A 20,746-nucleotide genomic window follows, 5' to 3' on the forward strand; every position below is an offset into this window, starting at 1 on the left:
AAATTGTGCTCGCTGCACGGTTGCGGAAACCGCTTCCGCAACTACGCATGATGCAGGCAAAAATTGATGCGCGAGCAGGGTAACAAAAGGGCCGTCACAAAAAAATAGCGCGACGGGGTCGGGTCTGGCATTCGGACACGAGCTCGGCCGTAAACTGCCGCCGACTTCGGATGCGGTAGGGAACGCTGGGGGTGGGACTTCGGGTAGCCCAGAACCTGAAGTGGGGCCACGAACGCGCGCCCTCGGCGCGCGGGGCTGCGCGCGAAGCGCGCAGCAGATGGCCGATTCGGAGAGCTACGCGCTGGTAGGCGCGAGAGCTTCGAATCTCACACGCAGGGCGCGCAGGCGCCCTGCTCGCTTCCGCCAGGCAATAAAAAACCGCCCAGAGGGCGGTTTCTTTATTTCCTGGCGGAAGCGGTGAGATTCGAACTCACGAACAGTTTAACCCGTCGGCAGTTTTCAAGACTGCTGCCTTCAACCACTCGGCCACGCTTCCTGAGTGCCCGCATTATACAGAAATCACCCCTCTCTGGGCAAAACTGTCACTTGGGCAGCCAGTCTTCCCTGAGCGCTTTTTCGAACTCGCCTGCCGGCAGCGGCTTGGAGAACAAGTACCCTTGCACTTCGTCGCATCCGCTGTCTTTCAAAAACGCGAGCTGCTCGACCGTCTCCACCCCTTCGGCTATCACTTTGTGCTTGAGCTGCTGGGCGATGCTGATGATGGTGCTGGCGATCGCGCAGTCGCTGGCGTCCAGAGGTATCCCGGTGGTGAAGGAGCGGTCTATTTTCAATGTGTCGATCGGGAAGCGCTTGAGGTAGGACAAGCTGGAATAGCCGGTGCCGAAGTCGTCCAGCGACAGAGTCACGCCCAGCGCCGTGATCCGGTCCATGATGCCGATCACGCGGTCGATATTGTGCATCAGCGTGCTTTCGGTGATTTCCAGCTCCAGCCACGACGGCTCGAGCCCGTAGCGCTGCAGGGTCTCTTTCACCCGCCCCGGCAAGGCGGAGGTGAATTCGCGCGCGGAGACGTTGACGGCCAGCCGGATCGGCGGCAAGCCGGCCTCTTTCCACGCTTGCGCCTGCGCGCAGGCCGCTTCGAGCACCCATTCGCCGACCTGCACCACCAGACCGGTGGCTTCGGCCAGGGGGATGAATTCGGCGGGCGGCACCAAGCCGCGCTCGGGGTGGCGCCAGCGCACCAGCGCTTCGGCGCCGATGATACGGCTATCGGCAATGGAGAACTTGGGCTGGTAGTGCAGCTCGAGCTGGCCGTTGCCCAGCGCTTGGCGCAGGCCGGATTCGATCCGCATCCGCTCCTGCATGCCTTGGTTCATGTCGTGGCTGTAAAAAGCGATGTGCTCGCCTTCGGCGTCGCTGCCTTGCTTGGCGCGGTACATGGCGATGTCGGCCAGCCGCAGCAGTGTCTCGGCGTCGGCGCCGTCTTGCGGGTAGACGCTGATGCCGATGCTGGCGCCCACGCGCAAGTCGTGCCCTTCGATCATGAACGGTTCGTTCAGCGCCACCAGCAATTTGTGCGCGACGCGGCTCGCTTCGTAGTGCTGGCCGATGTCGAACAGGCCGACGGCGAACTCGTCGCCGCCCAGCCGCGCCACCAGGTCCTGGTCGCGCAGCACCACGCGGAAGCGCGCGGCGACTTCTTGGAGCAGGCTGTCGCCGACCGCCCGGCCCAGCGTGTCATTGATCAGCTTGAAACGGTTGAGGTCGATGAACAGCACGCAGCCTTGCAGCTTGCCGCGCTGCGCCACCGTCAGCGCCTGGTCGACCAGCTTGGTCAGCAGGGTGCGGTTGGGCAGGCCGGTCAGGGCGTCGTAGTAGGCCAGGTGGTGGATGCGCTCTTCGGCCGTCTTGCGCTCGGTGATGTCGGTCAGGTAGGCGATCATGCCGATCGGCTTGCCGTCCTTGTCGTGCAGCGAGGACAGGGACAGGCTGGCCCAGAACGCTTCGCCGGACTTTTTCCTGCGCCGCACTTCCATCAGCCGTCCGCCGTTTTCGAGAAAGGCGTCGTGGAAGCCCATGTCCTCGTCGTCGTACAGGAACAGGATGTTGCGCCCCACCGCTTCCACCGGGGTGTAGCCGAACAGGCGCTCGGCGCCCTTGTTCCAGCTGGTGATGAAGCCGTTCATGTCCATCGTCAGCACGGATTCGTGAATCTGGTCGAGGATCTGGGACTGGTGCTGCAGCTGCGCTTCGACCTGCACATAGGCGTGCGTGCTGCGCTGGGCGATGGAGTGCACTTGCAGCACGCTGGCGGCCAGCGCGGCCAGCCCGGCCAGGTGCTGGCGCTGGGTGTCGGTGTACTCGCTGCGGCCGGCCACTTCGAAACGGCCGAAGTACTGGCCGTCGAACCGCACTTCCTGCACCAGCGCGCCCTCGTAGGCCTCGCGCGGCTCGCAACCGGCCGCCGTGTAGCGCCCCAGCGGGCTGCCGACGACGTCGCGTGCGATGCGGCCCAGCTCTTCGGCGAGGGCCGCGCCGCGCAGCCGCAAGACCGCGTCGCATAGTGCGGCGCTGCTGCCGAGGAAGTCCGAGACCGGATGGGCTAGCATGGCTACAGGTTCCTGCTCACCTGGATCGCCCAGTGGCATGCCAGCAGCAAGCTGCGCCAGTGGGTTTCGTGGTCGATGCCCAGGTCGTGCAGCGCGCTGCTGTCGGGCATGTCGTGCTCGACGAGCTTGAGCATGTCGCCCATGGTGCCGGTCCGGTCCAGCAGCGCCATGACGACGTCCAGGTCCAGGCTGAGCGCGCTGACGATGTCGGTCATCGGCATGTCGAGCAGCACGTCAAGCAGCGAGAACACGCCGGCCACGAAGGCCATGTCTTGCTGGTCGCGGTCGGCGCCGCGCGCCTTGGCCAGCGCTTCCATGCGCGCCGCGCGCACCGCCGCCAGCGGCAGCAGCGCGTTGCCGCCGCCGTCTTCCTGCTGGCGCGCGTACAGCAGCAGTTGCAGCCAGCGCTGCAGCTGGCGCCGGCCCAGCACATTGATGGCCTGGCCGAAACTGTGGATGGTCGATTTCGGCGCGAACGCGGCGGAGTTCACCACCTTGAGCAGGTGGTAGGCCAGCGCCGGGTCTTGCTTGAGCAGGATTTCGAGCTCGCGCGAATCGGCGTCGCGCGCGAGCAGGCCCAGCAGCGCGAGCAGGCGCTTGCGCGAGGTGCCGTCGGCCACGCTGTTGTGGCGCTCCGGGTGGCGCGCGAAGTCGCCGCTGAACAGGGTGAAGCCTGCCGCGCGGCACGCTTCAAGGCGGGCCTGGCTGTCCACGTTGAGCGCCAGGTGCGGGCCGGCCATGGTCAGCATGGTCAGCTCGCTGGGCAGCGTGTCGGCGCAATCGTAGGCCAGGCTGCGCATGCCGCACTGGCCCGCGTGCACGCCCGCCTCGCCCTCCACCATGAGGCGATAGCCGGCTTCGGCCAGCCGCTTGCATTTGGCCTGCACCTCGGGCTGGGCGCACGCCACGGCGGGGATACGGATGATGGTGCGGCCGGACGGCAGGAAGGCGAGCTGGCTGACGTCGAACTGCGACAGCTCGGGCAGCGCGACGATGTAGTCGAGCGGCGCCAGCGCGGCGCCGAGGTCGGGGTAGCCGAACACGCTCTGCAGCGCCGCCAGGACGGCGCCGGCGTCGGCCTGCGCGGAAACTTGAAACGACAGGGCCACCCACTCGTTTTGAGCGTTGGACACCGCTTTGAGGCCCACCAGAGGAAATGGGCTTGCTTCAGACAAAGACATCAGTATCTCGGTGTGGGTCGTGCGTGCAATAATAGAACAAATATTGATTCAAGGCAATTTCACCAGCCGCCGGATGACAACGCCTGCAGGCAGTGCAATAATGACAATAATCAATTTCCGTTAGCCGGGAGCAGGAATATAGCAGAAATTGCCGATTGGACAGGTTACGCACGCTAGAGTGCGTGCTCGGATAACCACAAAGTCCGCGCCCGGCGGCCGCTCCGGACGCTATTGGGTGTCGTTGGCGAACTGGACGGCATAGCGGATCAGCTCGGCCTGCCCTTCGATGCCGAGCTTGCGCTTGATGTTGAGGCGGTGCGTTTCCACCGTGCGCACACTCAAGTCCAGGTCGCGCGCGATCTGCTTGTTGGACTGGCCGTTGGCGATATGCAGCAGCACTTGGTGCTCGCGCGAGGTCAGCTGGGCGTCCACGTTCTGCGGCTTGGACAGCTGGCGCGCCAGGGCGGCGCTGTAGTAAATGCCGCCGGACATCACCGTTTCGATCGCGACCACGATGTCCTTGCCGGGCGCGTCCTTGAGCACGTAGCCGCGCGCGCCGGCCTGGATGGCTTGCGACACGTATTCGAGCTTGTCGTGCATCGACAGGATGAGCACGGCGATGCCGGGGAACTGGGTCTTGAACTGGGCCGTCGCTTCGATGCCGTTGCCGCCGCGCATATTGATGTCCATCAGCACCAGGTCGACGTCGCAATGGCGCGCCTGTTCCAGCGCGTCCTGCGCCCCGCCCGCCTCGGCCACCACTTCGAACTGGGGCACGGCTTCCAGGCGCGCGCGCAGGCCGTCGCGCACCAGGGGGTGGTCGTCCACCAACAGGATCTTGATCATGGTTCAGCTTTCATTCGATACATGGGCCAGCAGGATGGTACCGGCCGGCGAGGAAGTGATGGAAAACTGGCCGCCGATGGCTTCCATGCGCTCCATCATATTGCGCAGGCCGATGCCGCGCTTGGGGTGCACGGCGATGCCGTCGGCGTCGAAACCGTGGCCGTCGTCGCTGATGCGCAGGGTCACCGCGCGCTGCGCGCCGCTCAGGCTGATGTCGATGTGGCCGGCGCCGGCGTGGCGTTCGATATTGGTCAGCGCTTCCTGCGCGATGCGGAACAGCACCGTGTTGGCCACCTCGGGCAAGTCTTCGGTGCTGCCTTCGGCCGTGAACCGCACCGGGATGGCGCTGCTCAGGCGGAATTCCTCGGCCAGGTGGCTGAGCGCGGCGGCCAGTCCCAGGTCGTCCAGCAGCGCCGGGCGCAGGTTGTGCGAGATGCGCCTTACCTCGCCCAGCACGTTGTTGAGCTGCTCGGCGGCGTGCTCGAACACGGCCTGCGCGGCGGCGCACTGGACCGCCCCGGCGCCCGGCCCGTCCCCCTTGCTCCCATTGTGCAGATTGCCCAGCCGGATGATGCCGGCCTCGATCTGCAGCTTGATCGACACCAGCCATTGCGAAATGCCGTCGTGCAGGTCGCGCGACAGCCGCGCCCGCTCCTCTTCCTGCGATTCGACCACGCGCTGCGCCAGCGCCTTGAGCTTGGCGTCGGCCACGCGCAGTTCGCTGATGTTGAGCGCCACCCCGGCCCCGGCCACCACCAGCGCGGCGGCGATGGCGATGGCGGCCATCCACAGCATGGTGCTCTGGATGTTGGCGCGCTGCTGGGTGTCGACCTTGGCCAGCGCGCGGTCGACGTCGTCCAGGTAGATGCCGGTGCCCAGCATCCAGCCCCAGTCCTTCATCAGCACCACGTAGCCCAGCTTGGGCGCGGGCTTGTGGCTGGACGGCTTGACCCAGTAGTAGCGCTCGAAACCGCCGCCCTCCTGGGCCCGCTTGAGCAGGCGCTGGATGGTGGGCGTGCCGTTCTGGTCCTTCAGCTCCCACAGGTTCTGCCCCACCAGCTCGGGCTGGCGCGGGTGCATCAGCGCATTGCCCTGCAGGTCGTAGATGAAGAAGTAGCCGTCGTCGCCGAAGCTGAGCGAACCGAGGATGCGCTTGGCCTCGTCCATCGTGGCCTGGTCCTTCAGGCCGGACTTGTACAGCCGCGCGATGGAATGCGATGCCAGGGTCACGTAGTGCTCCAGCTCGGCTTCCTTGCTGGCCAGGTAGGCTTGCTGGATGGTGTCGCGCTGCTGCTGGGCCAGCGTGTTGGCCTGGTGCCGCACAGCCAGCGCAATGGCGCACAGCGCCAGGATGAGCGGCGTGATGGCCAGGAAAATGACTTTTTGGCGCAACTTCATGTCTAAGCTTTCGGGCGTGGCTTGGTTGGTTGGCCAGCGTGGTGCTTGCTGCTGCTCGCTTGGCGACTGCCAGAATTGTACGTGGCCGGGGCCGCCTTGCGTTAGGTAGTAGTACGTAGTCTATCTGCGTAGTGCTGCGCTTGTGGCAGATATGCGCTTCCTGAATACTGACCATAAGCTGTGCACAGTCGCAGCATCCATCACTAATCTCGGAGGACAACCATGCAAGCTCTCTTACGCAAGCTCGGCTGGGCGGCGGTATCGCTGGCCGGCGCCGGCGCCCTGGGCTTCGTCGCGCTCAAGCGCGGCGAAGCCATCAGCGCCATCTGGATCGTCGTCGCGGCGGTCTGCGTCTACCTGATCGCCTACCGCTTCTACAGCCTGTTCATTTCCAGCAAGGTCATCAGCCTGGACCAGGGCCGCATGACCCCGGCCTACAAGTTCAACGACGGCCTGGACCACGTGCCGACCAATAAATACGTGCTGTTCGGCCACCACTTCGCCGCCATCGCCGGCGCCGGTCCGCTGGTCGGCCCGGTGCTGGCCGCGCAGATGGGCTACCTGCCCGGCATGCTGTGGATCCTGGGCGGCGTGGTGTTCGCCGGCGCCGTGCAGGACTTCCTGGTGCTGTTCATCTCGATGCGCCGCGACGGCAAGTCGCTGGGCGACCTGATCAAGTCCGAGCTGGGCCCCATCCCTGGCAATATCGCACTGCTGGGCACCTTCATGATCATGGTCATCATCCTGGCCGTGCTGGCGCTGATCGTCGTCAAGGCGCTGACCGGCTCGCCGTGGGGCAGCTTCACCGTCATGGCCACCATCCCGATCGCGCTGCTGATGGGCGTCTACACCCGCTATGTGCGCGTGGGCCGCATCGGCGAGGTGTCCGTCATCGGCTTCGTGCTGCTGATGCTGGCCATCGTCGGCGGCCAGGTCGTGCAGGAAAACCCGGCCCTGGCGCCGATGTTCACCTACACCGGCACCGAGCTGACCTGGATGCTGATCGGCTACGGCTTCATCGCCTCCGTGCTGCCGGTCTGGCTGCTGCTGGCGCCGCGCGACTACCTGTCCACCTTCCTCAAGATCGGCACCATCTGCGGCCTGGCGCTGGGCATCGTCATCGTCGCCCCCTACCTGCAGATGCCGGCCACCACCAAGTTCATCGACGGCAGCGGCCCGGTCTGGGCCGGCAATCTGTTCCCCTTCCTGTTCATCACCATCGCCTGCGGCGCCGTGTCCGGCTTCCACGCGCTGATCTCCTCCGGCACCACGCCGAAGATGATCGAGAACGAAGCCCACGCCCGCTTCATCGGCTACGGCGCCATGCTGATGGAATCGTTCGTCGCCATCATGGCGCTGGTGGCCGCGTCCACCATCGACCCGGGCGTCTATTTCGCCATGAACGCGCCGGCCGCGCTGCTGGGCACCACGCCCGAGTCGGCCGCCGCCGTGATTTCCGGCTGGGGCTTCCACATCACGCCGGACGTGCTGGTGCAGACCGCCAAGGACGTCGGCGAGCACTCCATCATCTCGCGCGCCGGCGGCGCGCCTACCCTGGCGGTGGGCATGGCCCAGATCCTGTCGAACGTGGTCGGCGGCAAGGCCATGATGGCCTTCTGGTACCACTTCGCCATCCTGTTCGAGGCGCTGTTCATCCTCACCGCCGTCGACGCCGGCACCCGCGCCGGCCGCTACATGCTGCAGGACTTGCTGGGCGCCTTCGCGCCCTCGCTGAAGGATTCGCGCAACACCGTCGCCGGCCTGCTGGCCACCGGCCTGTGCGTGGCGGCCTGGGGCTACTTCCTGTACCAGGGCGTGGTCGATCCGCTGGGCGGCATCAACACGCTGTGGCCGCTGTTCGGCATCGCCAACCAGATGCTGGCCGGTATCGCGCTGATCCTGGCGACCTGCGTGCTGTTCAAGATGAAGCGCGCGCGCTACGCCTGGGTCACCATGGTGCCCACCGTCTGGCTGCTGCTGTGCACCTTGACCGCCGGCTACCAGAAGATCTTCGACGCCAATCCGAAGATCGGCTTCCTGGCGCACGCGGCCAAATACTCGGCCGCAATCGCCGAGGACAAGGTGCTGGGCCCGGCCAAGTCGATGGCGCAGATGCAGCAGATCGTCTTCAACGACTACCTGGACGCGTCGCTGGCCGGCTTCTTCATGGTCGTCGTGCTCAGCGTGCTCGTGTTCGGCGTGCGCACCGCGCTGGTCGCCCGCGCCAATGCCAAGCCGACCACCATGGAAAGCCCGATGATGCCGCTGCCTGCGGGGCAGTAATGTTCCAGGAACTGGTCCAGGCCGGCCGCTACCTCGGGCAAAGCATGCGCCTGATGGTCGGCCTGCCCGAATACGACACCTACGTGGCCCATCACGAAAAGACCCACCCGGATCTGCCGATGATGAGCTACGAGGAGTTCTTCCGCGAGCGCCAGGAAGCGCGCTACGGCGGCGCCGGCAAGCGCGGCGGCTGCTGCTAAGTTCCCTCCCCCAAGCCCCGTGCTCCCCACGGGGCTTTTTCTTGGCCGCGCCGCATGCTGGCTTAGCGCAGCATACCCGCCACAAGTTAGATCCATATCAACGTGCCCGATTCCCTTCCAGTTATATTTTTCCTAACGGAATGATCAGGATAGGCACATGCTCAGCTTCGAACGCTCCGGTTTAAGCCGGAAACTCACCATCATCAGCGCGCTGTCGACCGGCAGCGCCCTGCTGCTGGCGTTCGCCGCCTTCGCCGCCACCCATGTGCTGAGCCAGGTGGAGCAGGAACAGCGCCTGCTGTTCACGCTGGCCGGCACCTTGGCGGCCAACAGCGAGGTCGCGCTGCTGTATGTCGACCCGGCACAGGCGGCGCAGGTGCTGGCGCGGGCCCAGTTCGAGGGCCGCGACGATATCCGCCAGGTGGCGCTGTTCGATCGCGACGGCAAGCTGCTGGCGCGCAGCAGCCCGCAGCAGGACGATGCGCCGCCGCCGGCGGACTTGACGCCGCGCGCGCTGGCCGAACTGGGCAAGGCGGGCGCGGCCAGGCTGGGCGGACCGCTGTGGGCGCCCGGCCTGCGCCAGTACCGCGGCGTGCACTTCCAGCAGGACCAGGTGGGCGCGGTGATGATAGAGGCCGGCCTGCCGCATATGTGGCTCGCCGTGCTGCAGAATCTGCTGGCCGGCGCGGCGGCGGCGCTGCTGTCCTTCTTCACGGCGCTGTTCCTGGCGCGCCGCTTCCGCGACAATATCGCCGAGCCCATCGCCGGCCTGATCGCGGCGGCGCGCCAGACCGCCGACGGCCAGCCCGGCGCGCCGGTGCTGCACGAGCGCAGCGACGAGCTCGGCGCGCTGATCGACAGCTTCAACGACATGCTGGTGCAGATCGCCAACCGCGACGCCAAGCTGGCGCAGTACCGCGACCAGCTCGAGCGCCAGGTGGGCGTGCGCACCGAGCAGCTGGAGAAGGCCAAGAACGCGGCCGAGTCCGCCAGCCAGGCGAAGAGCAACTTCCTGGCCACCATGAGCCATGAAATCCGCACGCCCATGAACGGCGTGCTGGGCATGACCGAACTGCTGCTGGCCTCGCCGCTCAGCGAGCAGCAGCGCCACTACACCAGCATGGTCAAGCGCTCCGGCGAGCACTTGCTGGTGATCATCAACGACATCCTGGACTTTTCCAAGATCGAGGCGGGCAAGCTGACGGTCGAGTACATCCACTTCAATTTCCGCGAACTGCTGGACGATATCGACAATGTCTTTTCGCCGCAGGCGCAGGCCAAGCGCATCCAGCTCGAACTGGCCATTGCCAACGACATCCCGGTCGCCATTTGCGGCGACCCGAACCGGCTGCGCCAGGTGCTGTTCAATCTGCTGGGCAATGCCATCAAGTTCACCGAGACCGGCAAGATCACGCTGCGGGTGCGCGTGGCCAGCGAGGACGCGCAAACGGTCGGCCTGCGCTTCGAGGTGCACGACACCGGCATCGGCGTCTCGCGCGAGGCGCGCAGCCGCATCTTCGACTCCTTCTCGCAAGCCGACGGCTCGACCACCCGCAAGCACGGCGGCACCGGACTGGGCCTGGCCATCTCCAAGCAGCTGGTTGAGCTCATGGGCGGCACGATCGGCATCGACCATGCTTTAACGCAAGGCTCCATCTTCTGGTTCGCCGTACAGTTCGACAAGCGCCGCGTCGATGACGACGGCGCGTCGTTCAACCAGAACTTCGCCTTGGGGATGCGCGCCTTGATCGTCGACGAATACCATGACGGCCGCCTGCTGCTGGAACGCCAGCTGGCGCGCTGGCAGTTGCACAGCGACAGCGCGGACGGCGCCGAGGCCGCGCTGCGCTTGCTGCACGAGGCCGCCGCGCGCGGCCAACCCTACGACGTGGCGGTGCTCGACATGGACTTGCGCGGCAGCAGCGGCCTGATGCTGGCCGCCGAGATCAAGGCCGATCCGGCCATCGCGGCGGTGCGCGTGCTGCTGCTGAGCGACGAGCGCCATGCGGCCGACCCGGTGCAGCGGCGCGAGGCCGGCGTGGCCTTTCAGCTGATCAAGCCGCCGCGCGCCTGCGACCTGTACGACTGCATCGTGACGCCGGTGCGCGCCAGCGAAGGCCTGCGGCCGGCGACGCCGCAACCGGCCCGCATGCCGCCGCCGCGCGGCCGGCGCGGCAAGGGCGGCGGTGCCGGGCGCAAAGTGCTGCTGGCCGAGGACAACGCGGTCAACGTGGAAGTGGCCTCGGCCATGCTGGAAGGCCTGGGGCTGGACGTCTGCCGCGCCGCCAACGGCGCCGAGGCGCTGGACGCGGTGCGCGGCGGCCATTTCGACCTGGTGCTGATGGACTGCCAGATGCCGGTCATGGACGGCATGGCGGCCACCGCCGAAATCCGCCGCCACGAACAGCAGCACGGCAGTCCACAGCGGTTGCCGGTGGTGGCCATCACCGCCAACGCCATGCCCGGCGACCGCGAAAACTGCCTGGCGGCCGGCATGGACGATTACCTGAGCAAGCCCTTCACGCAGCAGGGCCTGGGCGAGATGCTGGCGCACTGGATCACCTTGCCGCTGGCCAGCGCGCTGCGTGAATCCGATGCCTGCGCCGACAACTATGCCGATAGCCATGCCGAGCACGGCGTGGCGATGCTGGTGGACGACATGGCCGCGCCTGCAGCGCCTGCAGCACCCAAGCGCGCCGCCGCGCCGGTGCCGCCGTTGCAGGCGGCGCCAGGCGCGCCGGCCGGCGCCGCCTGCCCGGCGATCCCGGCCGGGCAGGCCGCCCCTGCGGCCGGCAGCGCCATCAATCCGCAGGCGCTGGCCAGCATCCGCGCGCTCAGTCCCGGCAAGGGCGGCACGCTGCTGAAGCGGGTGCTGCAAGCCTTCCTGAACGACACGCCCAAACATCTGGCGGCGCTGCGGCAAGCCGTGACGGGGCCGGGCAACGGCGCCGATGCCATGCGGCGCACCGCGCACAGCCTGAAGTCGAGCGCGGCCAATGTCGGCGCCGACACCCTGGCCCGGCGCTGCAAGGAACTGGAACAACTGGCAAGCGCCGGCCTGGCCGATGGCGCGCTCCCCCTGCTCTCCGGCATGGAGCGGGAATTCGACGCAGTGCGGCAAGCGCTCGTCGCAATCCTAGAGAAGGAAGCATGACATGGCAGCGCTCCACTCCCCAAAACGCGGCACCGTCCTGGTGGCCGACGACGATCCCGTGATGCGATTGCTGATGCTGGAAATGCTGGCCCAGGTGGGCCTGGACGCCATCGAAGCGGAAGACGGCCCGGCCGCCATCGCCTGCTTCCAGAACTGCGCGCCGGACCTGGTGCTGCTGGACGTGGACATGCCCAATATGGACGGCTTCGCGGTGTGCCGCGCCATCCGCGCACTCGGCGCCACCGCGCCCATCATCATGGTCACCGGCGGCGACGACCTGGAGGCGGTCACCCACGCCTACGAGGAAGGCGCGACTGACTTCGTCTCCAAGCCGATCAACTGGCCCATCCTGGGCCACCGCGTGCTCTACGTGCTGCGCGCCAGCGACGCCATCGCCCGGCTGCGCCTGGCAGACGCCCACAACCGCGCCGTGCTGGCCGCGATTCCGGACACCTTTTTCCGCCTGGACCGCGACGGCGTCTATCTCGACTACGAGCAAGGCCACGAAGCCGGCGCCGCCTTCCAGGCCGACCAGTGCGTGGGCCGCCACGTCGGCGACGTGCTGCCGCAGCACATCGCCGAACACCTGCTGGAGCAGAGCCGGGCCGTGCTGGAAACCCAGCACATCCACTCCTTCGACTACGAGTTGCAACTGGGCGCAGGTGTGGACCAGGTGCGCCACTTCGAGGCCCGCCTGGTCAGCACCGGCGCCGGCGACGTGCTCGGCCTGGTGCGCGACATCAGCGAGCGCAAGCGCGCCGAGGAGCAGATCCGCCGCCTGGCCTATTGCGACAGCCTGACCGGCATCCCCAACCGGCAGGCTTTCCTCGAACTGCTGGAACGCGAGCTCGTGCATTCTCGCCAGGCGGGCACGAAGTTCGCCGTGCTGTTCCTGGACCTCGATTCCTTCAAGCGCATCAACGACACGCTGGGCCACAACGTCGGCGACCTGCTGCTGCAGGTGGTGTCGGAGCGCCTGCGCGAGACCATACGCCCGAGCGACGTGGTCACCCACAACCATCTGGCGCGCCTGGGCGGCGACGAGTTCACGATTTTGATACCCGACCTGGAGCGGGTGGACAACGCGCTGGCGGTGGCGCAGCGCGTGAAGGACGCGATGCGCCGCCCCTTCCTGCTGGACGGCCATGAAATCTTCGTCACCGCCAGCATCGGCATTTCGCTGTACCCGGAGGACGGCGAGGACAGCGAATCGCTGCTGAAATACGCCGACACCGCCATGTACCATGCCAAGAACTGCGGCAAGAACAACGCCAAGCTGTACAGCTCGTCGCTGACGATGCAGATCATGAGCCACGTCAAGCTGGAAGTCGGCTTGCGCAAGGCGCTGCAGAACAACGAGCTGTATCTGCTGTACCAGCCTCAGATCGACGTGCCCACGTCGCAGATCGTCGGCGTCGAGGCGCTGGTGCGGTGGCGCCATCCCGAGCACGGCATCATTCCGCCCAACGACTTCATCCCGCTGGCCGAGGAGACCGGCCTGATCGTGCCGATCGGCGAATGGGTGCTGCGTACCGCCTGCAGGCAGGCGAAGGCCTGGCAACAGACTTGCCGCCGCGCCATCCGCATGGCGGTGAATCTGTCGGCGCGCCAGTTCAAGGACGAGAACCTGACGCAGATCGTGCTGTCCGCGCTGGGAGACAGCGGCCTGGAACCGCGCCTGCTGGAGCTGGAGCTGACCGAAGGCACGCTGATGGACGACGCGCGCGCCACCATGGTGATGCTGGAGCAGCTGCGCGGCATCGGCGTGCTGTTGTCGATCGACGACTTCGGCACCGGCTACTCGTCGATGAGTTATCTGAAACGCTTCGACGTGCGCGCGCTGAAGATCGACAAGAGCTTCATCAGCGGCCTGCCGCAGGATACCGAAAACGCCGCCATCACGCGCGCCATCATCGCCATGGCGCATGGGCTGAAGATGATCGTCGTCGCCGAGGGCGTGGAGACCGACGAGCAGCTGACCCTGCTGGAACAATACGGCTGCGACATGGCCCAGGGCTACTTCCTCGGCCGCCCGTCGCCGCACGATGCCATCACCCAGATGCTCACCGTCCAGCGCGCCCCGAGCACGCCGGCCACGCCTTAAAGCGTCGCTTTTCTTGACAGCGCGCGGCGCGCGGCAAGCCGAGGCCGCGCAAGTGCTTGTTTTTGTGGGGTTCGTACTTTGCAGGCACTGAATATGCAGCTTCAGCAGCATATTCGGGAGGACATCATGGCAATCTGGCCAAGCGCAACGCAGGTAGTGCTGGGGCTGCCTGTTATCGAGCACGTCGGCGGCAAGCTGATCGTCACCCCTGAAATCATCAACGCCGGCGGGTCGGCCATCAGCCACTTGATGTGCCACGACATCACGCTGGGCTGCGCGCGGCGGCTCGCTCCGCCGCACGGCTACCCGGTGGTGCTGGGCGAGGTCGAGCGCAGCGGCGTGGCGCGCCTGACGGCAGCCTTCGCCGCCGCCGGCATGCTGCCCGGCGCGCAATACCTGCTCACGCTGCGCGGCAGCTACACACTCGATCATATCAGCTTCCCTTTGGGACTGACGCGCTACGTCCAGGTACCGCCGCCCTCCCCCGCAACCGCCCGGCCGCCGCTGCGCGCGCGGGTGGCCAGCGCGGTCTGCACCGACTTCTGGAACTACGAGCTGGTCAACGAAGAAGCGGCGGGCAGCGCGCTGCACATCGTGCGTTTCACGCTGCGCCTGGCCGCGCCCATCACGGTGACGGGCATCCCGATGGGTTGGACCATGGAAACGGATTCGAACAGCTATGTGCTGTGGTCGGCACTGCAGCAGGACCGGCCGGCGCCCGGCCAGATCGCGCCGGGCCGCTCACTGAGCGGTTTCCAGCTGATGAGCCCGCACACCCGCTCGGAGGCCGCCCCCAGCGCGATCACGGCATGGGACCATGGCAACGGCCGCCCCGGGCCGAACGTCGAGGATTACGCGGTCGTTCCCTATCGCTACGGGATGTAAGCAGCCGGCGGCAATCAGTCCCGCGCAGGCGTAATCCGGCGGCCTGCCATTCCCGCGCACGCGGGAATCCGACGCTCTGTCATTCCCGCGCACGCGGGAATCCATACTTTGCTTGCTCGTCGGCGAACTATGGACCGCATCGCCGATGCCGAATGACAGGCTACAGCACGCCGTCGCCGCGCAGCGCGGCGATGTCCGCCGCGCTGTAGCCGAGTGAAGCGAGCACTTCATCGTTGTGCTCGCCCAGCGCCGGCCCCAGCCAGTTGGTGTGGCCCGGCGTTTCCGACAGTTTGGGCGACACGGCCGGCAGCTTGACCGGGGTGCCGTCGGCGAAATAGTGCTGCTCGAACATGCCGCGCGCAAGGAACTGCGGATCGCTCATCATGTCGCGCACCGAGTAGATTTTCCCGGCCGGCACATCGGCCGCCTTCAGTACGGCCAGCGCCTCGTCTATGGTCAAGGTGTCGCACCAGGCCTGGATCGCGCCGTCGATTTCCGCCGTGCGCTGCACGCGGCCGTCGTTGCGCTCCAGCTGCGCGTCGCCCGCCATGTCGATGCGGCCCATGGCCAGCATCAGCCGCTTGAAGATCGCGTCGCCATTGCCGGCGATGACGATGTTCTCGCCGTCCCTGGTCGTATAGGTATTGGACGGCACGATGCCGGGCAAGGCGCCGCCGGTGCGTTCGCGCACCACGCCCGCATGGTCGAATTCCGGCACCAGCGATTCCATCAGATTGAACACCGACTCGTACAACGCCACGTCCACCATCTGGCCCTGGCCCGCTTCGCGGCCGCCGGTGGCGTCGCGGTGGCGCAGCGCCATCATGGCGCCGATCACGCCGTGCAGCGCGGCCACCGAGTCGCCGATCGACACGCCGACGCGCACCGGCGGCCGGTCTGCGTGGCCGGACACATAGCGCAAACCACCCATCGATTCGCCGATGGCGCCGAAGCCGGGCAAATCCTTCATCGGCCCGGTCTGTCCGAAGCCGGACAGGCGCACCATGATGACGGACGGCTTGACAGCCTTCAGCTGCTCGTAGCCCAGCTCCCACTTCTCCAGCACGCCGGGCCGGTAGTTCTCGACGATGATGTCGGCCTCCAGCGCCAGCTGGCGCGCGATGGCGCGGCCGCGCGCGTCCTTCAGGTTCAGCGTGATGCTTTTCTTGTTGCGCGACTGGACCGACCACCACAGCGAAGTGCCGTCCTTCAGCACCCGCCATTTGCGGATCGGATCGCCGTCGCCGGGCGTTTCCACCTTGATCACCTCGGCGCCGAATTCGCCCAGCATGCGGGCGCAGAACGGCCCGGCGATCAGCGTGCCGAGTTCGAGGACTTTGATGCCATGGAGGGGGCCAGTTGTCGGCTTGGATGTCGATTTGTTTTCCACTATGTCGCTCGTCTATCCAGCATGGCGCGCGCGATGGTGCCCGCGTCCACGTATTCAAGCTCGCCGCCGACCGGCACGCCGCGCGCCAGCCGGCTCACCGTCAGTCCGCGCGCCTTCAGCATTTCGCTGATGTAGTGCGCGGTGGCTTCGCCCTCGTTGGTGAAATTGGTGGCCAGCACCACCTCGCCGACCACGCCGTCGTTGGCACGCTCGACCAGTTTTTCCAGATGGATGTCCTTGGGGCCGATACCGTCCAGCGGCGACAGCCTGCCCATCAGCACGAAGTACAAGCCCTTGTAGGTCAGGGTCTGCTCTATCATCATCTGGTCGGCCGGGGTTTCGACCACGCACAGCATGCGCCTGTCGCGCTGCTCGTCGCGGCAAGTGCCGCAGATCTCGTCCTCGGTGAAGGTATTGCACAGCGCGCAGTGATGCACCGCCTCGACCGCCTGGAACAGCGCGCGCGACAGCATGGACGCGCCTTCGCGGTCGTGCTGCAGCAGATGGTAGGCCATGCGCTGCGCCGATTTCGGTCCCACGCCGGGCAGGCGGCGCAAGGCCTCCGTCAGGAATTCCAGCGATGTCGCCATGGATCAGCCTTGCTTGAAGGCGCTGAGGATGTCGGCCGTCATGGTCGGCACGAACTCGGTGATGGCGTAGCTGGCGGCGCCGGCCTCGTTGAAGGGGTCGAGTTCGATCACCGCCTCAATGTCGGCCCGGCTGTCCGCCGTGGCGATGATGATGCCGCCGGTGCGCGGCACCATGCGGCCGGACATCAGGAACATGCCATTGTCATACTGCTCGCGCAGGTACTCGCGGTGCGCGGCCAGGAGCTTGTCGATCTCCTCGGCCGGCTTCAAATACGTGAGCGCGATGATGAACATATCAGAAAGGCATCTTGAAGCCGGCCGGCAGGTTCATGCCCGAGGTCAGGCCCGCCATTTTCTCGGCGGACGTCGCTTCGGCCTTGCGCACGGCGTCGTTGAAGGCAGCGGCCACCAGGTCTTCCAGCATGTCCTTGTCGTCGGCCAGCAGCGACGGGTCGATCGACACGCGCTTGACGTCGTTCTTGCAGGTCATCACGATCTTGACCAGGCCGGCGCCCGACTGGCCTTCGACTTCGATCGAACCCAGCGCGTCCTGCGCTTTTTTCATGTTGTCCTGCATTGCTTGCGCCTGCTTCATCAGGCCAGCCAGTTGGTTTTTCATCATGGTGATGTTCTCCGTAGAAGTATAAGTAAATGCGGTGAATTAATGTGCGGGGGCGCCAGGCGGCGGCACGATGGAGCCCGGCACGACAAAGGCGCCGAATTCGCGGATCATGCTTTGGATAAACGGGTCGCCGGCCACGGTTTCCTCGGCGGCGCGCTGGCACGCCTCGCGGTGCGCCTGCGCCTCGGCGTTGGCGGTATACCAGGTCGGACCGAGTTCCGTTTCCACGCGCACCGGGCGGCCGAAACGTTCGGTCAGCGCCTGTGTCAGTTTCTCTACATTGGGCGGCGTGCGCCAGGTTTCAATCGGCACGCGCAGGTGGAATTGCGCGCTCGCAGTGCCGTCGGCGATGCAGGCGATCAGTTCGGCCTGGGTGGCCAGTTGCTGAGCCACGCCGCGCAGCGGCAAGCGGGCCGACAAGGCGGGCCAGTTGCCGTCCCAGTCCAGCTCGGGCACGGGCGTGACGACATAGGCGTGGGGCGGCTTGGCCGGCGCAGGCGCCGGGCGCGGCGCGAAGGTCGGCTGCTGGCCTTGCTCTGCCTGGCTTTGACCTTGCTGCGCTTGGCCTTGCTGTGCCTGGCCTTGCGGCGCTTGCCGGGCTTGCTGCTGACCATACTGCTGGCCATGCGGCGCGTCGGCCGAGCCGGAGGCGGGCATGGCGCTGTCGTCGGAGAATTCGGTCACCCAGGGCGGCAAGTCGTCATCATCGCTTGGCGCCGCGGGACGCGGCACGGGCTGATGCTGCGGGACGGCCTGCTGAGGTGCGCTTCGCATAGGCGCTTCCATCACGGTCCCTCCCATGGCGGCCGCTCCCATCTGGGGGCGGCCATCATCCCATGGCGCGGACGGGTTCTGCGCGGGTGCTGGCCGAATCGGCGCGGCCGGCGCAGCCGTGGCAGCCGTGGCAGGTGCGGCAGGTGCGGCAGGTGCATCTTCCCACGGCGCCAACGGACGCGCAGCGGCAGGCTCGGCCATAGCCGGCGGCGCAGGCGGCGCTGGCTGCACACCAGCAGCTGGCGCAGACGCGGAGTCGGCGGATGGCACTGGAGCTGCCTGTGCAGGCGGCGCCATTGCCGGGCGGCTGCTGACCGGTTTCTGGCCGGACGCCGCGCGGGCGGCCTCTAACGCTGCCTGGATCGCGGCACGCGCCGGACTGAGCGGCGCACCGGAGGTTTGCGGCTGGGCCGATGCCGATGCGGCTGGCGCTGACGAGGCGGCAAAGGCCTTGTCGGGCGCTGCTGGCGCTGGCGCGGCGGCAAAGGCCTTGCCGGGCGCTACAGGCGCTGGCGCGCCCGCGTTGCCGGGCGCGCCGGGTGCAGCAGGCGCACCGCCGCCGTATGCAGGTGGGGCGGCGCGCTGTGCCAAAGCGGCGGCATCGGGACGCGGCGCCATCGCGGAGATGTCGGAACGCGGCGCGGCAGCGGCCGCATCGGCACGGGCCATGGCGGCGGCCCCCGCCACCACGGCTGGCGGCGCGACGGACATATGGCTGGCGGCGGAAACGGAGGCGGCGCGCGCCGGCGCCCCGCCCTGCTGCGCCCCCATGCCGGCAGCAGCAGCGCCGCCGCCGATGGCCAAGCCGGCCGCCGCAGCAGCGGCGCGGGCAGCGCCCGGACCGCGCGCTACCGCAGGCGCGGCTGCCGGTACACCTTCGGCGCCACCGACGCCGGGGCGAAAGGCCAGCATGCGCAGCAGGGTCATCGAGAATCCCGCGTACTCATCCGGCGCCAGGCCCAGCTCGTTGCGGCCGTGGACGGCGATCTGGTAATACAGTTGCACTTCTTCCGCGTCGAACGCGGCCGCGAGGCGCACGATGTCCGCATATTCAGGCAGGTCCGACGGCACCGCCGACGGCACCGTCTGCGCCAGCGCGATCCGGTGCAGCAGCGTGCCCAGATCCTGCAAGGCGCCGTTGTACGACAGGCTGCGCGTGGCCATCTCGTCGGCCACGGCCAACAGGTCCGCGCCGTCCTGGTTGGCCAGCGCATCGAGCAGGCGGATCAGGTAAGACTGGTCCAGCGCGCCCAGCATGCCCTGCACCGCGTCCAGGGTCACTTCGCCGGCGGCGTAAGCGATGGCCTGGTCGGTCAGCGACAAGGCGTCGCGCATCGAACCGTGCGCGCCCTGTGCCAGCAGGCGCAGCGCCGGCTGCTCGAAGGTGATGCCTTCCTGCCCCAGGATATTGTCCAGGTGGCTGATGATGTGGCCCGGCGGCATCTGTTTCAGGTTGAACTGCAGGCAGCGCGACAACACGGTCACGGGTATCTTTTGCGGATCGGTGGTTGCCAGGATGAACTTGACGTGCTCCGGCGGTTCCTCCAGCGTCTTCAGCATCGAGTTGAAGGCGTGGTTGGTCAGCATGTGCACCTCGTCGATCATATAGACCTTGAAGCGCGCATTCGACGGCGCGTACACCGCCTGCTCCAGCAACTGCGCCATTTCATCGACGCCCCGGTTCGACGCCGCGTCCATCTCTATATAGTCGACGAAGCGGCCGCCGTCGATGGCGGTGCAGGCTTCGCATACGCCGCACGGGGTCGCAGTGATGCCGCCGTTGCCGTCCGGGCCGACGCAGTTGAGCGATTTGGCCAGGATGCGCGACAGCGTGGTCTTGCCGACGCCCCGGGTGCCGGTGAATAAATAGGCGTGGTGCAGGCGGCCACTGTGCAGCGCGTGCGTCAGGGCGCGCACGACGTGCTCTTGGCCGACGAGCGTTTCAAAGTTCCGGGGACGGTATTTGCGGGCGAGGACTTGATAGGACATGGCAGCGATTTTACCGTAGATAGGCGATGCTGCGGTCAACATTAGACATGCGACATGACTTCGCTTACACTTTTGCTTTTCTTTTAACTGTTGCCAAATGAGAAAATTCGCCCTCTCCCTGCTGCTAACTTTGCCGCTGCTGACCCACGCCGAAGACCGCGAATGGGCGCCCTATAAAAAGATCATCGAATCGGCCAAGCTGGACAAGTTCTACAGCCTGCCACTGGCCGAGCGCGACAAGGTCAAACTCTACACGCGCTTCGTGCCGCAGAACGAGGCCATCCCGGCCGGCAGCCTGAAGCTGACCGTGGTGCATTCGGAAGGCAAATGGCCGTTGCCGCTGGACGAGCAAGGCCGCGCGCTGCTGGTGCCGAACGCCAAGTGGATCGCCGAGGACGCCAAGATCTGGACCAACCAGCCCAAGGGCGAGAAGGCCGGCATCGGTTTCGAGATCATGGCGGCGCTGCCGGAGACGCCGCAATGGCACTACGCCAGCGTGATGGGCAGCGTGGCGCAGTCGAACGCGGCCATCGACAAGGTGGCGGGCGCGCTGAGCCTGTTCGCGCCGACGATGAAAGTGGTGATTTTCAAGTTCCGCAAGCCGGCCCAGCTGCTCATCCAGGCCAAGGGCGGCGACAAGCGCTACGCCAGCGACGGCAAGCACCGGATCAAGCTCAAGGTGGACAAGGCCCTGCTGGCCGAGGACCCGATGGTGACGCTGACGGAGCAGCCCTTCGAAGCCGAAGTGGACGGCGAATAA

The 20,746-nt window shown here is 66.8% G+C and carries 15 protein-coding genes and 1 tRNA gene; 6 read left to right on the forward strand and 10 right to left on the reverse strand.

Annotation, left to right across the window (positions count from 1 at the left end; genetic code table 11):
• Window positions 1-406: 406 nt before the first annotated feature.
• The 5 genes from ACSQ8Y_RS15440 to ACSQ8Y_RS15460 all read right to left on the reverse strand — a co-directional run bounded on the left by ACSQ8Y_RS15440 (window position 407) and on the right by ACSQ8Y_RS15460 (window position 5,995).
• Window positions 407-496, reverse strand: a tRNA-Ser gene (locus tag ACSQ8Y_RS15440).
• Between the two features lie 46 nt (window positions 497-542).
• The gene (locus tag ACSQ8Y_RS15445) at window positions 543-2,570 is read right to left on the reverse strand and encodes a putative bifunctional diguanylate cyclase/phosphodiesterase (protein ID WP_436267335.1); all 2,028 of its coding nucleotides are present in this window, start codon (window positions 2,568-2,570) and stop codon (window positions 543-545) included.
• Window positions 2,571-2,572: 2 nt separating this feature from the next.
• Window positions 2,573-3,703 (reverse strand): HDOD domain-containing protein, encoded by a 1,131-nt coding sequence (locus tag ACSQ8Y_RS15450; protein WP_436267336.1) that lies wholly within the window; start codon window positions 3,701-3,703, stop codon window positions 2,573-2,575.
• 276 nt (window positions 3,704-3,979) lie between these two features.
• Window positions 3,980-4,597: a response regulator transcription factor gene (locus ACSQ8Y_RS15455; RefSeq protein ID WP_436267337.1), complete on the reverse strand. Its 618-nt coding sequence runs from the start codon at window positions 4,595-4,597 to the stop codon at window positions 3,980-3,982.
• A gap of 3 nt (window positions 4,598-4,600) precedes the next feature.
• Window positions 4,601-5,995 carry a cache domain-containing protein gene (locus tag ACSQ8Y_RS15460; RefSeq protein WP_436267338.1) on the reverse strand — a complete coding sequence of 465 codons (1,395 nt, stop codon included), beginning with the start codon at window positions 5,993-5,995 and terminating at the stop codon, window positions 4,601-4,603.
• Between the two features lie 222 nt (window positions 5,996-6,217).
• Between ACSQ8Y_RS15460 and ACSQ8Y_RS15465 the strand changes: the two genes are divergently transcribed.
• The 5 genes from ACSQ8Y_RS15465 (at window position 6,218) to ACSQ8Y_RS15485 (ending at window position 14,621) form a co-directional block, all read left to right on the forward strand.
• Window positions 6,218-8,278, forward strand: coding sequence for a carbon starvation CstA family protein (locus tag ACSQ8Y_RS15465; protein ID WP_436267339.1), 2,061 nt, complete (start codon window positions 6,218-6,220; stop codon window positions 8,276-8,278).
• Entirely contained in the window at window positions 8,278-8,478 is a 201-nt protein-coding gene (locus ACSQ8Y_RS15470) for a YbdD/YjiX family protein (protein WP_056405157.1), read from the forward strand. The genes ACSQ8Y_RS15465 and ACSQ8Y_RS15470 overlap by 1 nt, the downstream gene beginning before the upstream one ends.
• Before the next feature lie 157 nt (window positions 8,479-8,635).
• A complete protein-coding gene (locus ACSQ8Y_RS15475; RefSeq protein ID WP_436267340.1) occupies window positions 8,636-11,632 on the forward strand; it encodes a response regulator in 2,997 nt (998 codons plus the stop codon).
• Between the two features lies 1 nt (window position 11,633).
• A complete protein-coding gene (locus ACSQ8Y_RS15480; protein ID WP_436267341.1) occupies window positions 11,634-13,736 on the forward strand; it encodes a putative bifunctional diguanylate cyclase/phosphodiesterase in 2,103 nt (700 codons plus the stop codon).
• A 126-nt stretch (window positions 13,737-13,862) separates the two neighbouring features.
• Window positions 13,863-14,621, forward strand: coding sequence for a hypothetical protein (locus tag ACSQ8Y_RS15485; protein WP_436267342.1), 759 nt, complete (start codon window positions 13,863-13,865; stop codon window positions 14,619-14,621).
• A 160-nt stretch (window positions 14,622-14,781) separates the two neighbouring features.
• Here the strand turns inward: ACSQ8Y_RS15485 and ACSQ8Y_RS15490 are convergent, their stop codons facing one another.
• The 5 genes from ACSQ8Y_RS15490 to dnaX are packed head-to-tail and all read right to left on the reverse strand — an operon-like array spanning window position 14,782 to window position 19,986.
• Entirely contained in the window at window positions 14,782-16,011 is a 1,230-nt protein-coding gene (locus ACSQ8Y_RS15490; RefSeq protein WP_436267343.1) for a CaiB/BaiF CoA transferase family protein, read from the reverse strand.
• The gene (gene recR, locus ACSQ8Y_RS15495) at window positions 16,011-16,601 is read right to left on the reverse strand and encodes a recombination mediator RecR (protein WP_436267344.1); all 591 of its coding nucleotides are present in this window, start codon (window positions 16,599-16,601) and stop codon (window positions 16,011-16,013) included. Before recR ends, ACSQ8Y_RS15490 begins: the two co-directional genes overlap by 1 nt.
• A 3-nt stretch (window positions 16,602-16,604) precedes the next feature.
• Window positions 16,605-16,895 carry a YciI family protein gene (locus ACSQ8Y_RS15500; RefSeq protein WP_436267345.1) on the reverse strand — a complete coding sequence of 97 codons (291 nt, stop codon included), beginning with the start codon at window positions 16,893-16,895 and terminating at the stop codon, window positions 16,605-16,607.
• Between the two features lies 1 nt (window position 16,896).
• On the reverse strand, window positions 16,897-17,223 hold the full coding sequence (locus ACSQ8Y_RS15505; protein WP_436267346.1) for a YbaB/EbfC family nucleoid-associated protein: 327 nt from the start codon (window positions 17,221-17,223) through the stop codon (window positions 16,897-16,899).
• 39 nt (window positions 17,224-17,262) lie between these two features.
• Window positions 17,263-19,986 (reverse strand): DNA polymerase III subunit gamma/tau, encoded by a 2,724-nt coding sequence (gene dnaX, locus ACSQ8Y_RS15510; protein ID WP_436267347.1) that lies wholly within the window; start codon window positions 19,984-19,986, stop codon window positions 17,263-17,265.
• A 97-nt stretch (window positions 19,987-20,083) separates the two neighbouring features.
• Here dnaX and ACSQ8Y_RS15515 point away from each other — a divergent pair, with 97 nt between their 5' ends.
• A complete protein-coding gene (locus ACSQ8Y_RS15515; RefSeq protein WP_436267348.1) occupies window positions 20,084-20,746 on the forward strand; it encodes a hypothetical protein in 663 nt (220 codons plus the stop codon).

It is taken from the genome of Pseudoduganella sp. LjRoot289 (assembly GCF_964252925.1).
Taxonomy (GTDB): domain Bacteria; phylum Pseudomonadota; class Gammaproteobacteria; order Burkholderiales; family Burkholderiaceae_D; genus Rugamonas.